This is a genomic window from Nostoc sp. (assembly GCF_036917375.1).
GTDB lineage: Bacteria > Cyanobacteriota > Cyanobacteriia > Cyanobacteriales > Nostocaceae > Nostoc.
Genome location: NZ_JBALDN010000017.1, coordinates 11,140 through 27,107 on the forward strand (window position 1 = coordinate 11,140; position 15,968 = coordinate 27,107).

Consider the following 15,968-nt stretch of genomic DNA (forward strand, 5'->3'; position numbering starts at 1 on the left):
AATTAATAAAATATTCAACTAGCAAGAGAAAAACTGAGCGAGGAAGCCCGAAAATCATTCATGAAGTCGATTAATTTCAAATTACCTACTTGAACACAAGGCGCGATCGCTCTTAATTACTTTCTGGTTAGTCTGCAAATAATCATGTAGCAAATCGCAACCCCGCGCCAGTAATTTATCCAGTTGGATATCTGCTAAATCTCGGAAAATTACTGTGCCATTACCACTACCCGCAGCCAGAGTCTTGCCGTCATGGCTGAAACTGACGCTGGTTAACTCATCTTTATCGCCTTTCAAAGCAATCAGCAACGTTCCTTCTCGGTTCCAAATCCTCACTTTGTCATCACTGCTAGCTGCCAGAGTCTTGCCATCGGGGCTAAAACTGACACTGATAAAACTATCGCCATCGCCCGTAAGATTATCTAGCAAATTACCGTCTCGATTCCAAATCTTCACTGTGCTATCAATACTCACTGAGGCAAGACTTTGACCATCAGGCGACCAAGCAACTCCATTAACTCGACGGCTGTGACCAGTTAATGTGTATAGCAATTTACCATCTAAACTCCAGATTTTCACGGTTTTATCATCGCTGGCTGAGGCTAGCAACTTGCCATCTGGGCTAAAGCTTACCCAATTCACCGCTTCTTGATGTCCCTGCAAAGTGTTGAGCAGTTTACCGTTGCTACTCCAAAGTTTTACTGTTTTATCTTTACTAGCCGAGGCAATTACTTGACTGTCAGGCGACCAAGCTACACTCAAGACGGTATCATTATGACCCTGTAAGGTTTTTAGTATTTGACCGTCACCACTCCAAAGTTTTACTGTTTTATCTTTACTAGCCGAGGCAATTACTTGACCATCGGGCGACCAAGCTACACCCCAAACTTGACCCTGATGCCCCGTTAATATACGCAGTAGTTTACCGTCTCGACTGAAAAGTTTTACAGTTTTGTCTCGGCTTGCTGCTGCCAAGGTGCGATCGCCTGGGCTAAAACTGATGCTAGTTATCCAGTCATCAATATCAGCTTTCGGCTTTCGCAGTAACACATCGTCCCAATGCCAAAGTTTAATAGTTTTGTCCCGGCTGGCAGAAGCAAGGGTGCGACCATCTGGGCTGAAGCTAACACTGTTAACCCAATTATTATGTCCCTTTAGGGTTCCCAGCAGTACGCCTTCAGAACTCCAGAGTTTGATTGTTTCATCAGTACTTGCAGAAGCGATCGTATTTCCATCGCGGCTAAAACTGACGCTGGTAACTCCAGCACTATGGCCTGATAAGGTTCGCAGTAGCTTCCCCTCAACATTCCACAGTTTGATTGTCTGGTCTAAACTAGCAGATGCAATTATTTTCCCATCAGGCGACCAAGCTACACTTTTGACTGCATCCTCATGTCCCTGCAAGGTTTTGAGCAGTTTACCATCGCGACTCCACAGTTTCACCGTCTTATCAGCACTTCCAGAAGCTAAGGTTTGACCATCGGCTGACCAAGCGACACTTAAGACTGCACCATCATGTCCCTGCAAAGTTTTGAGCAGCTTACCATCCCGACTCCAGAGTTTCACTGTCTTGTCTGTACTCGCAGAAGCAATAAGCTGACCATCTGGGCTGAAACTCACACTATTCACCACACCCTGATGTCCTAATAAGGTAGCAAGCAGTTGACCTTCTCGACTCCAAAGTTTTAACGTCTTGTCTTGACTGGCGGAAGCTATGATTTGACTATCTGGGCTGATACTGACGCTATTAACTACATCCTCATGCCCCGACAAGGTTTTAACCAAACTACCATTGGTACGCCAGAGTTTGATTGTAGTATCCGCACTGGCTGAGGCAATTAAAGAGCGATCGCTGCTAAATGTAGCACTATTTACCCCAGATATATGCCCGTCCAAGCGGTTATATTCTCTTACCCCTGAAACTGCTTGATAAAGTGCCGTCTGTACTTGCTCTCTTGTATAGGAATCTACCCAGACTGTTTGTTGTAATTTTCCCCCTGCCTTTAAAGCTTCTTTTAAGGCATCGATACCTTTTTGCGAGGCAAAGAGGGCTTCACTGGATGCACTCAGGGTTTTAATTTCGCTATCTACCGCTGTCACGATAGAAACACTTAATCCCAAGATGGCGAGAACGGAAGCGGTGAGAGCAATTTTCAGCGAACGATTTAATTGAGCTTCACTAAGTCTTTGTTTCTTTTGACTTTCTGCAAGTTTAGCTGTTAACTCTTTTTCTTTAAGTTCAGCTCGTAATTGCTCAATTTCTAACTGACTTAATTCTTCCCGCTTGTGTAATTCTCGCAATTCTGTTAACAAGTCTAATCCCTGTTGGGGATGAGGAGCTACCAATTTGGAACGCTGCTTATTTTGACTAAGTTCGCTTTTCAGCCGCTCAATCTCAGCTTTACTTTGTTCTACTTTGTAGCGTAACTGATTTAGTTGTACCTGTAAGCTCGATTCTTGTTGTTGCAGGTAGCGAATCAAGTCTACTAAATAATCGTGAATCAGTTGATAGCGTTCTGGTACATCAGGGAATAGTACCACTAAACCGGAGCTAACTAAAATTTCTAAGACTAACTCTAATTTGTCGGCATCTTCTAATTCTGATAGCTGCGACGCTAACTCAGCACGAGTTTTAAAAGGTCGGTTGTTACTTTCATCTGTTAATAAGTATAAGACAAGTAACGCGGCTCGTTCATTTTCTGGGCCGCAATCTTTAATTAGTTCCTTAATATATCGTTCGATGAGTTTATTCGGTCTATATGGCTGATATTCTTCTAGTGTAGTAATGCGTTCATCTTGAATTTGCGCTCCCACAACTTGTAACTCAATGGGGCGGACTTCTCCAAATTCTGTGGATAAATCTTCGATTAAGGCATCAATTAAAGCGGGTTCTAAATTAAACTGCGATCGCTCCGTCAATTTTTGGATAATTGCTTTTGCATATTCCGGCGAAAAATTATTTAATTGGTAGCGAATATGCTTGTCGAGAATATTATTATTAATCGCTTCCAGAGCCGAAAGATGTTTAAAGTCTAATAAACGATGTAAATAATCTTCTCGCAAGGAAAGGATGACTTTGACAAAGGGTATATTCAGGCAATCGCTAATAAATTTATCAAACTCTTGCTTTTGATTGCGATCGCTATAACCAAAGAAAAATTCTTCAAATTGGTCAAAAATTAAAACTGTAATCAAATGACGATCGGCATTTTCTTGGAGTTGTTGTAAAATACCACCGATGGTAAACGGTGTGTCAGAGTAAGGTAAAGCCTCCGATTCAATGGCTGCTTCTAGCTTAATATCAACATAAATCGCCAGGGATGCGTCACTAGACATCGCCTCACTTAAAGATTTCCCTAATTCCCGTGCCCAATCGGTATAAACTTGCAGTACCACAGGCACGGCTATTTGATCGCCAATGGCTCGATTTTGCAGCGCTGGAACTAAACCCGCCGTGACGGTAGAACTCTTACCCACCCCCGATTGACCGTGAATCACCGTCAACTTTTGATCGGCGCGGCTAATTCTGCCAATTAAGTTATTAATATCACGCTCTCGACCAGAAGCCGCAATTTCTAAAGCAACGCTACTACTCCCAGAAGGTGACATTAATGCTGGATTTGTCGCCTGTCTTTGGGGTTGCAAACGCCCAGCCCCAATAAAAGCCCGAAAACCATACTGTTGCTCAACAGAACGCCGTTTCTGTCGAATGTAATAGGCTTCTAAATATCGCCCTTCTTCAAAGTAGAGCGATCGCAGTCTCCGCAATAAGCGAATATAACGATGGGCATCGTATTGATGGGCACTGCTTTCTAAGGCTGCTGGCAGTTCTTTTGTCGCCTTATCTAAGTATTCACGAGCAACTTCTAGCTCGCCGACATTTCGCTGTGCTTTCGCCAACACTAAATAGTAAATTTGTGCCAATAATAATGGAAATAAGCAGTTATAAGGGTCGTTCTGCTTTTGCGCCTCACCTAATTTCAGCAGTGATACGTGTGCTAAGATACTCGCCTGTACCCACCGCGACTGTTCCACAGCCACTTGTGCCAAAAAACCGTAGTCACAAGCTAATTGGATTTGACTACCATAGGTTTGATGTAACTCCAAAGACTTTTGAGCAACTGTCTGCAATTCTTCCCACTCTTGCAGATATTGCAAAACCTCTGCAAGTTGATTAATAAATCCAGCAACTACATCTAAACGCCCAGCTACCTGCAAAATATGCAAGCATTGCTGAAAATAAGATTTAGCAGTGTACCAATGACGGCGATTTTCTATTTGATTCTGCTCTGCAAAACGGCAATAACACAACCCAATATAAAACAGCAAAATTCCCTGTCGCAAAAGTAGGGGAGATGGAGGAGATGGAGGAGATGAAGAAGAAAATACTTCTTTATCCCCCTGATGTCCCTCTGCTTCCCCTGCTCCTCGGTCACTGAGCGTAGCCGTTCGCGTAGCGTCTCGTAGAGAAGTGCTGCCCCTCTGCTCCTCCGCTTCCCCTTTCTCTGCCAATTTTTGCCAAACTTGCAAGCTTTGCTGAAAATGACTTAAACCTGTATTGATGCGATCGCTAATATAATTATCTAGACCAAAAACAAATTCTAAACTAGCGTGTAGTTCTGGCTCTAAGGTAATACCACGATTGTGCAACTCTCTAATCGCAAAGTGGAGTTCATAACTATGTTCCCAGACTTGCTCGACAGTGGAATAATGCTTTGCAACTTGAGGAGATTGGTGTTGGGCAGCATCGTTTGCTAACACTGTGGCAAATAAAGAGTCAGTTTCCTGTTGCAGAAATTGCAGCAGCGATTGAGTTGTCATTTCAAACCGAATTGGTGTCGCCGCCCAACTAGCAAAATCTGGTGCTAAACGCGCTACCTTTTGCAACACTTCGTCATTCACCCATACAATCATCGGAAATGGGTGGCGTTTGCGAAATTCATCCCGAATATGATTGATAGACCTCAAGAAATCGTCGAGTCCATCTACTGACTCTAAACCCAAAATCATCAACGCCGATGGCGGATTCGCTTCGGTTAGCAGTTGTAAATGAATACTTGTATAAAGACTTCTGGCATTATGCGGCAGAACTACCTTTTGAATGCGGTGTACTCCTGAAGAGAGTTCTTCGAGTCGTTGCAGCATAAGTTCTTGCAAAACTCGATAATTGCAGCACACCAAAACCAGGGAAAATTGACCGCTAGAAAGGGTAATTGCTCTCCCCAAACTCCGCAGAGCACGCTCATTAGCTGCTCTGATATCTACTTGTGCGTGTCGTTCAACCATGATTTAAATTTTTCCGTCTCTGCTAAAACTGGGTTGACGGCAAACCAAGCTCCTTGATGATCGCGGTATTCAAAGACAAATAGACTTCGCAAGAGGGTATGGTATTCTATATCGCCTCTAACTCGTTGCTGTTGCACCACCTGAAAGATTAATTCCCATTCATGGGGGTCGATAGCATTGGCTCGGTAATCCCGCTGTCTTTGAATTACCAGTTCGACACATTCCCGCTCAAAGGGTGGATCTTGTTCTCGCAGACAGTCAAACAGTAAACCTAGTAAGTCGCGGACATGACCGCCACTCATAAGGCACAATCGGTCTAAGGTCTCTAAACTATCAAACACCTCTGTAATTAAGCCTAACCGATCGCTAGGTAAAATGTCTGGAAAAGCTCTAGCTAGAACCATTTGCCGCATCAGTGCTAGTCCTTGGGGAAAAATCTCGCCTGAGCGCAAACGCACAGGTATCATCGGTAACATTTTTGGGGCAACTCCACCGCCCAAACGATGCTGAAGTTCGGCGCTATCGTTGGAGAAAGTTAAGGCTAAAGGAATAGTGTAGACTACATGACAATTCAGTTTGCGTAACTGTTCGCCACGTTGAATAAATAAGTATTCTGGCAGCGATCGCCCCGATGGTAAAGGTCGAATTGCAACTCGATCCAAGTTATCAACAATCACCACCAATCCTTTTTTACCCCTGGCTTTGAGTTCTTTGTTGGCAGGTTCTAGTAATTCTTGATTAATTGACTGTAAAATATTTGCGGTTCGCGGTTCTAGATAATCTCTTAACCGTCGCCGCAATTGAGGACTTTCTTTTGTTTTAGCTGTAATTTTGGCAATCCCTACAGACAACTCTGCTTCTACCCCAACGTCAATTGGCGTTTGCAGAAAATCCACAACTTCACCAAACAACTTGCTAAAGTAGCGAGGCTTGAGCCTAATTTTCATCGCTTCTAGGCTTTCACTCACCTGTCCAGCGATCGCTAATAAAATATCAGTCACATCCACATCAGCCATTTCTAAGACATGGGTAGACTCAAAGTAAACTACATGAAATTGCTGCACTTCTAACTCAGCTTTGAGCCGCAACAACTCCGTTGATTTTCCACAGCCAAGATGTCCGGTAAATAGTTGACAAGTTGGCATATCCGGCGATATTTTAGCGATCGTGCGCTGCAAAGCTTCGATAATTTTGCCACCCCGTACCGCAGCAAAATCAATATAGTACCTGCGATCGCTAGGGTTTCCTATAATTAGAGGTCTGCTGGGATTGCAAGCCTGATAAAATCTTTCTAAATCTAGGAGCATAACTAATCAAGTTCACTCAGGAATGGGGATACAAAAATTTACTAGATAAATATATTGATTTTAGGTAATTTATGCCTTATTTTAATCAAACTACTAACTAAACTAGCAGCATTCAGGATAATTGATTATATCTATAGTTCGATATAGCACATCTTAATAGTGATATTTTAGTTAAAATAAGCAAAAATACTACTATAAGTACAAATAGCAAAAATATCTAAGATTAAATAAGGTACTCTTATGAATATTAAAAATATCCAACACAAAAAAAGGTACTGTTAAGTACAATTTTGTCGCTCTCTTGAACTCATCATCGGCTTGATTTATTGACGAGCTTTCATTATTTTTACAAAAAAATAATCTAAAATCCTTATAGCATAAAGCTTTTAACAAAAACATTGGTTAAGTCAACTTGAGTTCAAAGTCACTTTTTAACTAAATTTTGCTTCTCATTCTGAAATCAGCACAATAGTAGGGGAAAGGGTAAGGGGTAAAGGGGAAAGGGATGGAATTTCCTCTTACCCTTTAACCTTTACCCTTTCCCCAACCGGAAAGCAAAAGTCACTTTTGCAAGAGGTTTATTGATGAAAATATGATTTTGTTAATGAAAACTATAATTTTGTTGATAAAAATATGATTTTATTGATGAAAATCATGATTTTGTGATGAAAATCATGATTTTGTTAATGACAGCCTTTGCATTCAGAGTGACGACCTCTGAAGTATTGACAATTAGGAATCTACAGCCCCATTGAGTATAAAATTATCCTGTCATGTAGCTTGTCAGGCAAAATATGCTTGATCAGCGCTCCAATTTTGGCATCCTGTCCAACAAGATAGCGCGTCTTGGGGTTTTTTGCAGTCAGCGCATGGACAACAACTTGAGCGACAATATCCGCAGAAATTCCCTTAGATGCGAGAATCTGCATTTTCTTGCGGACAATGTTCATCGCTTGACCGTAGAGATTTTGTGCCGATTGTGGTAGATCGTATTGTGCTACTTCCGATTGACTAAGAGACTTTTCCCAGATTGGGGTAGCAATAGAACCAGGTTCAATAATTGAAACCGAGATTCCCCAAGGTCGTAACTCCATGCGCATTACATCAGTGAGTGCTTCCAAAGCAAACTTAGAAGCATTATAAGCACCCAAAAACGGCGTTGGACTCCTACCAGCAATGGAACCCATATTGATAATTCGACCCCGACTTTGGCGTAGAAGACCAAGAAATGCTTGTGTCACAGCTAATTGTCCGGTGACATTAACCTGCATCTGGTGTTGAAATTCAGCGATCGCTAATAATTCTAACGGGCCAGGAACAGCAATTCCGGCATTATTCACCAGACCTAAAATCCCCACACCACCAACTGCATTTGTTACCAGATCAACCGCAGCTGCGATCGATTCAGCATCAGTAACATCTAAAAAAATCGGAATCAGCCTTTGCGACCCTTTCTGTTTGAGTGTTTGAGCATCAACATCTTGACGCACTCCAGCAAAAACAGTGAAGCCCAATTGGTCTAAAAGCAAAGCACATGCTTGACCAATTCCCGTTGAGGCTCCTGTAACCACCACTGTACGTTGATTTTCTACAACCATTAATTTTCTTTGATGATGGGGCTGCCGTAATTACGAATTACAAATTAGTATCAATAGACCTTTTGCAAAAGTGACTTTTGCTTTCCGGTTGGAAAAGGTTAAAGGGTAAGAGGAAATTCCATCCCTTTCCCCTTTACCCATTACCCTTTCCCCTACAAATGCCAAGAAGTCTAATCTTTGCAAGTGCCAGCCCGAAGGCAATCTTCGGTTTGGTCATCTCTAGCCGATATTTGCCACGGCAAGATGCGTAACTGAGCATTTGTACTGTAAGCAATTAGAGCAGCTATTGTGGGATACTGGTTTTTAACAATTGTCACGTCACTACTAGAAGTATTGCCTAGCCCAACATTGTAAAAATAAACAGGCAATGCCATCAGGGCAATGCAAATTATCCGGTTCATACCCAACCTCAGTTAACAATTTCCGATTACCATCTGTATAGATGCCACCTAGATGAACCGGATTTTTAAAACTGAGTATTAAATGTTGATGTTGTACTAATTTACTCAGCGCAGTAGTCTGTCAAGTTTAAATTGATGGGTAAGCCAGTTCGTAGTCAGGACTTTAGTCCTTCATTCTCTAAACACTGAAGTGCTTACTTACAAACTCATCAGAATTAATCGGACAGACTACTAGCCGCAGAGACATGATTTCTAATTTATCGGTTCCACCCTTTCTATTTTAGGTTAGGCATTGCCTACAAGATGTCTTCCTACTAACTTATGCAGATGCAAACCCAAAAAACAGGACAAAAAACCCACAGCACCCAAAAACATATCTTAGTAGCTGCATTCCCCAGATAAAATAATGAAGAGTGCTGAGTCACCAAAATGGTCGATGACCGACAAAAAAAGATACAATCCCCTAAATTTATTTATGGCATTGTTAATTTTGAATACTTCGACTGCGCTCAGTACAAGTTTTGAATTTTAAATTCGGAGCGAAGCGACGTGACGCCTTCACAAGACGTAGATACTGTAAACGTTCCTAACCTTGACTCAGAAGGATATGACAACTCAGACACCGATCCTCTTGATGAGTTGCCTGATGAAGTCGAAATGTCCCTTTTCGACCATCTAGAAGAATTGCGGCAACGGATTTTCTATTCGTTGATTGCCGTAGCAGTGGGCATTATTGGCTGTTTCTTTGCCGTTAAGCCGATTGTCCAGTTACTTGAGGTTCCAGCACAAGGAGTAAAATTTCTTCAACTTGCACCTGGAGAATATTTCTTTGTCTCCCTGAAAGTTGCAGCATACACTGGCATCGTACTTACTAGTCCTTTCATTCTTTACCAGATTATCCAGTTTGTGCTTCCAGGACTGACTCGCCGCGAACGCCGTTTACTGGGGCCTGTGGTTTTGGGTTCGAGTGTGCTATTTGGAGCAGGTTTAGTATTTGCCTATTTACTTCTTATCCCCGCAGCCTTGAAATTTTTCATCAGCTATGGAGCAGATGTAGTCGAACAACTTTGGTCAATTGATAAATATTTTGAATTTGTGCTGCTACTGTTATTCAGCACAGGTTTAGCATTTCAAATTCCGATTATTCAACTGTTGCTCGGTAATTTGAACATTGTCTCGTCAGAACGAATGGTTTCTGGTTGGCGTTATGTGATTATGGGAGCAGTGGTTTTAGGAGCCGTCCTCACACCTTCTACTGACCCCTTGACTCAAAGTCTCTTAGCGGGAGCAGTTTTAGCGCTTTATTTCGGTGGTGTGGGATTGGTAAAGCTTACAGGTAAATAACATCTGGTAACATCTGGAATAGGTTCTCAGGAGGGCTACGAAGACGGACATCTGATGAAAAAGATATTTATAGGTTATTTATTAGCGTTGACATTATTAACCGCTTGTAGCAAAGCAGCCACAGATAGGCTTACACAAGAACTACAAACTGTAAAATCATGGAGAGCTACAAGCAAAATGGTTGCTGATGCTTGGGTACGAGGTGCTGTACCAAAGGTCTATGCGAAACAAACACTCAAGAAAGCACAGCAAGAGTTCCAAACAGAAACCGACAACATAGCCCAAATAGAATCATCTACAGCTATTCCCCAGCCTTACAAGTTAGCACTTTTGGGTCATATTAAACGGTTAGCAAAAATCACAGAGCAAATGTCAACCGCAGTCGAACAAGAAAATTATTCTGTAGTGGCACAAAGACTTGAGGATTTATCGCTAGAAGGACGAACGCTAGACTCGCAACTACCACAGCAGAATAAACCATGAAGAAAGTTTTGGAAATCGCGCTGGGCATTGTGACTAGTATAGGTGGCTTCTTAGATGTGGGTGCGATCGCTACAGCAGCAGAGGCTGGATCTATTTTCGGCTTTCAACTAATCTGGGCGATTATCCTGGGTACAATTTGTGTGATTTTTTTGGTAGAAATGTCTGGGCGGTTAGCAGCAGTTAGCAAACATACATTAGCTGCTGCGGTGCGCGAACGTTTTGGGTTTAATTTTTATATTATTCCACTGATTGCCGAAGTCATAGTTGATTTTCTAGTTTTAGCAGCGGAAATTGGTGGTGTTTGCATCGCCTTACAACTGCTAACGGGTATTAGCTTTCAGTGGTATGCTTTACCCGTTGCCTTTGCAATTTGGTTGCTCATTTGGTACGGCAACTTTGGCATTATTGAAAATGGTATTTCCGTATTAGGCTTGGTGACACTAGTTTTTGTTGTCGCTACTTTCAAGTTGCATCCATCTTTAACACAACTTGGCAGTGGTTTGTTGCCAACTCTGCCACAACAAGATACTGCCCATTATTTATATCTTGGAGTTGGCATTTTGGGTGCTTTGATTAGTCCCTATTTATTTTACTTTTACTCATCTGGGGCAGTCGAAGATAAATGGGATGAAGGGTATATCGGTGTAAATCGCGCAGTTGCCGGTTTAGGGATGAGCTTTGGTAGCGTTGTATCGCTAGGGGTGCTGATTGTGTCAGCACTAGTACTCAAACCCAAAGGCGTTGAAGTAGATAGCTACGAACAAGCGGCGTTGATGTTGACAGAAACTTTTGGTTACTGGGGCTTTGTACTATTTGCCGTGTCCTTGGGCATTGCTTGCTTTGGTGCAGCACTGGAGGTGACTCTCGACACAGCTTATATTGTTGCTCAATCCTTTGGTTGGAATTGGGGCGAAAATCTGAAACCAAAAGATGCCGCACGCTTTAGTTTGGTCTACACTGTGTTTGTCTTTCTCGCTTCTTTATTAATGGTATTTGGCATCGATCCATTGCAATTGACTTTGTTTTCAATGGCGATTACAGCAGTGATTTTGCCGCCTGTGATTGTGCCATTTTTGGTATTGATGAACGATGAATTATATGTCGGCAAGTATCGCAACGGTTGGATAAGTAATAGTGTTGTGATCTTTACAATCGTGCTGACATTCGTGTTAGCGATCGTTGCTATTCCCCTAGAAATTCTTGGAGGCTGATCGCTGCTGTGGGTTCTAGTTAATAATCAACTGGAAGTGAAAGAAAATGGACATTATTAGAGATGTACTCGATAACCAATTAGTTGACAGCGATCGCCGCCATCTGGGTAAAGTCGATGGAATTGTCATAGAGTTGCGCGATGGAGAACCGCCACGACTTGCTTATATCGAAACTGGGATGACAACTCTTGCACGACGCATTCATCCACGTTTAGGAAGGTGGGTAGCAGCAATTGAAAGTAGCTGGGGTGCTAAACAAAGTGAACCCTTTAGAATTCCGTGGTCAAAAGTGCGAGATGTTGGTATTGATGTCGAAGTCGAGATTGAAGCTGACACAACTCCGGCATTAGCTTATGAAAAATGGCTTCGGGAAAACATTATTAGCCGAATTCCAGGGGCAGAACATGGCAACTCGTGAAATTCATCTAGAATTACTACTGGGCAAACAAGTATTGGATTCAACTGGCAAATCCGCCGGACGCATTGAAGAAGTACGTGCCGAACAGCAAGGTAAAGAATGGGTTATTCAGGAATATCTGATTGGAACCACTGCTGTGTTAGAAAGACTATCGGCTTGGACAATTGGGTTGAGGATCTTACACTTCCTTGGGGCACACAAGATCCACAATGGCTATACAATATCTTGGGAGCAGCTAGATTTGACTGACCCTGAAAAGCCTCGTTTGCTCTGTACTTTAGATGATTTAAAAGCATTAGAGAATTCCAAAAAATAAAACTTAAAATCTAGCCCATAAGGCTAAATTTAGCGCCGAAGCATAAAATGCTATTAATAATCACTGCTATTTTTACCTAACAAGGATTTCAAACTTTTTAGTAGACGGATTGAGTATACTACGTAATGAATATTCCGTTTTTATAATATTCAAACACTAGTTCTCACTTCTTGATAGGCTGCAAATAGTTCCCAGTGCACCCAATTTAATGAAACGTATAGTAGAGTTTGTAGACAAACACTAAATAATAAATAAGTATATATTCATACCCAACTTGTTGGTCAATTTTTTAAACCTGAGTAGGCTTTTTTGTAACTACTCTAAAAATGGGCAAACCGGGAGTTCTCTCACTTTTTGCTAATCAGGAGACTGTGTTCAAGCACACCTCCTATTTTTTCTTTTTTGTCGGCTCTTTAATCTAAAAGGATGTTTGAAAAGTCATCCAAGGTATATTTGACTACTCTGGCTATCGAGAAGTTGAACGAGATCGTGAGGGTTAGGGACTTGCGATCGCTTCTCTGAGTTGCATTTAAGGCTCGAACTGACCCTTTTCAAACAACCTCTAAACTAGTTTCTATTAAATAGAGTTAACTATCTTTACTTAACTCAAATAGACTTTTTCCATTAGCAAGAGGCAAAGCATAAGCTATCTCACCTAGCTCGGCTCTCTCTGTGCCAAAAAATGTACCTCGATGCTCAGGAGTGATTAGCAACTGAGCCGTTTTAGGAGTTGATACTAAACTAATGGATATCTCGACATAACCCCGCAACTCAAAATTAGCCTCTTTTACAAGTTGCTCATTAGTAGCATCCGGTTGCAGAATAAATAAGCCTGTATCATTAGCATTGAGGGGAAATGTAAAGCGCGACTTTTTTATCTCTCCTTTAGGGTCAATAGAGTCAAAATCACTGCTTACAGGGCCATTTATACCAGTAGTATCTAGACGAGTGAGAATTTTGTCAGGCTCTAGTCCGGGCGTTCTGGTTGTAACCACAAGGGCCAGAGATACGAGTTCATTAGTGACATTAGAAATCGTTAGGAAATAGCCTTGGAGAACTGTTCTCGCTAGTGGGCTAAGTTCAGGTCTTGTACTTGTAATGCTCTTTGGAAGTTGAGGCTTAAGAAGAATTTCAAATGTTGAGATAAAAGCCATTTGTTTTTCCCTTAAAAACGTGTATGTTTTTTACCTTACCAATAAGGTAAAAGGATTATACAGGACGATATGGTATTTTTGAATAAAAAATACTAGAAAATACTTAGAAATTTATTAACGTTAATGCAATAATCGGTCACAATATCCATTCCGAAGAACGTTCGCCCAAATCTAGAGGGATGCTAACAGCTTTGCCGAGCCGGGGGCGATCGCGTGTTTGGGTAATAAATGTTTGTACTTGTGTTGACCCACCCAAGGCATGAAGATAATTGGCAATGCTATCGAGATGTTCTTGGTACTCCGCCTCGCTCAAGGGAAAAGAAGCTTGCTCCAGATATTTCCACATTACTTGCAAAAATATCTTTCCCTGTGCCCGTCGAAACTGGACATCGTAAGAATATCCCCACTTATCAAGCAACATCTGGCGTAATTCCTGTCCTGTCATAGCTTTTCTCAATCAGATTTTACATTTAGTTATGATGTTAAGTTCCGTGACTCCAGTATGATAAGGATATAAAGAAATGTAATGCTAACAGAAAAGATGCTTTTTATATCTTGGAACAAAGAATTATGGCATCGTTGTGAGCGCTAGCATTTCGACTTAGACAAGAGTTGCTCAAGTATTAGTACTTTTGTCAAAATGCTTAACAAAATACACAAAGAGCGCGTAGATTATGGCTCAATTTTCTGAATCAGCAGACGTGCCCGATATGGGGCGTCGTCAGTTCATGAATCTGCTCACTTTTGGGACTGTCACTGGAGTAGCTCTGGGTGCATTGTATCCCGTTGTCAAGTACTTTATTCCACCAGCAGCAGGTGGCGCTGGTGGCGGTGTAACGGCAAAAGACGAGTTAGGTAACGATGTTAGTGTCACTAAATTTCTAGAAAACCGGAATGCAGGCGATCGCAACCTAGTCCAAGGACTAAAGGGAGATCCTACATATATTGTGGTAGACAGCAAAGAGGCGATCAAAGATTATGGCATTAACGCCATCTGCACCCACTTAGGTTGTGTCGTCCCTTGGAACGTTGCTGAGAACAAATTCAAGTGTCCTTGTCATGGTTCTCAGTATGACGAAACTGGTAAAGTTGTTCGGGGGCCAGCACCTCTGTCTCTGGCTTTAGCCCATACCAGCGTCAACGACGACAAAATCGTTTTAACCCCTTGGACTGAAACCGACTTCCGTACAGGTGATGCACCTTGGTGGGGTTAATCAGTGCTGAGTTATGAGTGCTGAGTGCAGAGTAAGGGAGTGAAGAAGCAGAGGAGCAGAGGGGCAGAGGAGATAATAGTAACTCCTAACTCCTAACTCAGCACTCAGCACTCAGCACTCAGCACTAAGTACTAAGTACTCAGCACTCCTAATGACCAATGACTAATGACTAATTCAATTGTCGCCCTTATAGAGATGAGAAATGTTTTCCTAACAGCGAGGTTAACTCGCAGTGCTAGAGCGATTGTAAAAACATTGCTCATAGCGATCGCTACTGTGACATTTTACTTCACCAGCGATCTAGCTCTTCCCCAGTCAGCTGCCGCCTATCCTTTTTGGGCACAGCAAACCTATCCCGAAACCCCCCGCGAACCAACAGGGCGAATTGTTTGTGCCAACTGTCACCTAGCCGCCAAGGTTACAGAAGTGGAAGTTCCCCAATCGGTGCTACCTGACACTGTATTCAAAGCTGTGGTGAAAATCCCCTACGATCTGTCCGCCCAGCAAGTTGGTGCTGATGGTTCTAAGGTTGGCTTGAACGTCGGTGCAGTACTGATGCTACCCGAAGGCTTTAAGATTGCTCCTGAAGACCGTCTTTCCGAAGAACTTAAAGAAGAAGTTGGCGACACTTTCTACCAACCCTACAGCGAAGACAAAGATAACGTCGTCATCGTCGGCCCTTTACCTGGCGAACAGTATCAGGAAATCGTCTTCCCAGTTCTTTCTCCCAACCCCGCAACCGACAAAAACATCCACTTCGGTAAATATTCAGTTCACGTAGGTGGTAATCGGGGACGCGGACAAGTTTATCCCACAGGCGAAAAGAGCAACAACTCTGTTTACAACGCTTCCGCTACTGGCACAATTACTAAGATTGCCAAAGAGGAAGATGGAGACGGTAACGTTAAATATTTAGTAAACATCCAACCTGAATCGGGTGATGTTGTCGTTGATACGATTCCTTTAGGGCCAGACCTGCTTGTTTCCGAAGGGCAAGCAGTTAAGACTGGTGATGCTTTGACCAGCAATCCAAACGTCGGTGGATTCGGTCAGATAGATGCAGAAATCGTACTGCAAGACGCTTCCAGAGTCAAATGGATGATTGCATTCATCGCTCTTGTAATGTTGGCTCAAGTTATGCTTGTGCTGAAGAAGAAGCAGGTTGAAAAAGTTCAAGCTGCTGAGATGAATTTCTAAATTCTTTGCTAAATCATTACTTATAGGACAGGCAAAATG

13 protein-coding genes are annotated in these 15,968 nt (G+C 42.3%); 7 read left to right on the forward strand and 6 right to left on the reverse strand.

Annotation, left to right across the window (positions count from 1 at the left end):
* Positions 1–81 precede the first annotated feature (81 nt).
* From V7K45_RS04485 to V7K45_RS04500, 4 genes are all read right to left on the reverse strand, one after another.
* Positions 82–5,286: an nSTAND1 domain-containing NTPase gene (locus tag V7K45_RS04485; RefSeq protein WP_335000788.1), complete on the reverse strand. Its 5,205-nt coding sequence runs from the start codon at positions 5,284–5,286 to the stop codon at positions 82–84.
* Positions 5,262–6,593 (reverse strand): P-loop NTPase fold protein, encoded by a 1,332-nt coding sequence (locus V7K45_RS04490; RefSeq protein WP_335000790.1) that lies wholly within the window; start codon positions 6,591–6,593, stop codon positions 5,262–5,264. The genes V7K45_RS04485 and V7K45_RS04490 overlap by 25 nt, the downstream gene beginning before the upstream one ends.
* Positions 6,594–7,333: 740 nt before the next feature.
* Positions 7,334–8,191: an SDR family oxidoreductase gene (locus V7K45_RS04495; protein ID WP_335000792.1), complete on the reverse strand. Its 858-nt coding sequence runs from the start codon at positions 8,189–8,191 to the stop codon at positions 7,334–7,336.
* Positions 8,192–8,361: 170 nt separating this feature from the next.
* Entirely contained in the window at positions 8,362–8,592 is a 231-nt protein-coding gene (locus tag V7K45_RS04500; protein WP_335000794.1) for a hypothetical protein, read from the reverse strand.
* A gap of 549 nt (positions 8,593–9,141) precedes the next feature.
* On the opposite strand from V7K45_RS04500, the gene tatC reads away from it, so the two are divergent.
* Genes tatC through V7K45_RS04525 form a run of 5 tightly spaced genes read left to right on the forward strand, consistent with a single transcriptional unit; the run spans position 9,142 to position 12,364 of the window.
* Positions 9,142–9,936 (forward strand): twin-arginine translocase subunit TatC, encoded by a 795-nt coding sequence (tatC, locus tag V7K45_RS04505; protein ID WP_335000797.1) that lies wholly within the window; start codon positions 9,142–9,144, stop codon positions 9,934–9,936.
* A 54-nt stretch (positions 9,937–9,990) separates the two neighbouring features.
* On the forward strand, positions 9,991–10,419 hold the full coding sequence (locus V7K45_RS04510; protein ID WP_335000799.1) for a hypothetical protein: 429 nt from the start codon (positions 9,991–9,993) through the stop codon (positions 10,417–10,419).
* Positions 10,416–11,630: an Nramp family divalent metal transporter gene (locus V7K45_RS04515; RefSeq protein WP_335000801.1), complete on the forward strand. Its 1,215-nt coding sequence runs from the start codon at positions 10,416–10,418 to the stop codon at positions 11,628–11,630. The genes V7K45_RS04510 and V7K45_RS04515 overlap by 4 nt, the downstream gene beginning before the upstream one ends.
* Positions 11,631–11,676: 46 nt before the next feature.
* The gene (locus V7K45_RS04520; protein ID WP_335000803.1) at positions 11,677–12,048 is read left to right on the forward strand and encodes a hypothetical protein; all 372 of its coding nucleotides are present in this window, start codon (positions 11,677–11,679) and stop codon (positions 12,046–12,048) included.
* On the forward strand, positions 12,035–12,364 hold the full coding sequence (locus V7K45_RS04525) for a hypothetical protein (RefSeq protein WP_335000805.1): 330 nt from the start codon (positions 12,035–12,037) through the stop codon (positions 12,362–12,364). The genes V7K45_RS04520 and V7K45_RS04525 overlap by 14 nt, the downstream gene beginning before the upstream one ends.
* A gap of 587 nt (positions 12,365–12,951) precedes the next feature.
* Here the strand turns inward: V7K45_RS04525 and V7K45_RS04530 are convergent.
* Positions 12,952–13,518, reverse strand: a complete 567-nt coding sequence (locus tag V7K45_RS04530; RefSeq protein WP_335000807.1) for a hypothetical protein — start codon at positions 13,516–13,518, stop codon at positions 12,952–12,954.
* 136 nt (positions 13,519–13,654) lie between these two features.
* A complete protein-coding gene (locus tag V7K45_RS04535) occupies positions 13,655–13,963 on the reverse strand; it encodes a DUF3067 family protein (protein WP_185585129.1) in 309 nt (102 codons plus the stop codon).
* Positions 13,964–14,192: 229 nt separating this feature from the next.
* On the opposite strand from V7K45_RS04535, the gene petC reads away from it, so the two are divergent.
* Together petC and petA are read left to right on the forward strand one after the other, a co-directional pair.
* Entirely contained in the window at positions 14,193–14,732 is a 540-nt protein-coding gene (petC, locus tag V7K45_RS04540) for a cytochrome b6-f complex iron-sulfur subunit (protein WP_292816980.1), read from the forward strand.
* A gap of 195 nt (positions 14,733–14,927) precedes the next feature.
* A complete protein-coding gene (petA, locus tag V7K45_RS04545; RefSeq protein ID WP_335001039.1) occupies positions 14,928–15,929 on the forward strand; it encodes a cytochrome f in 1,002 nt (333 codons plus the stop codon).
* Positions 15,930–15,968 lie beyond the last annotated feature (39 nt).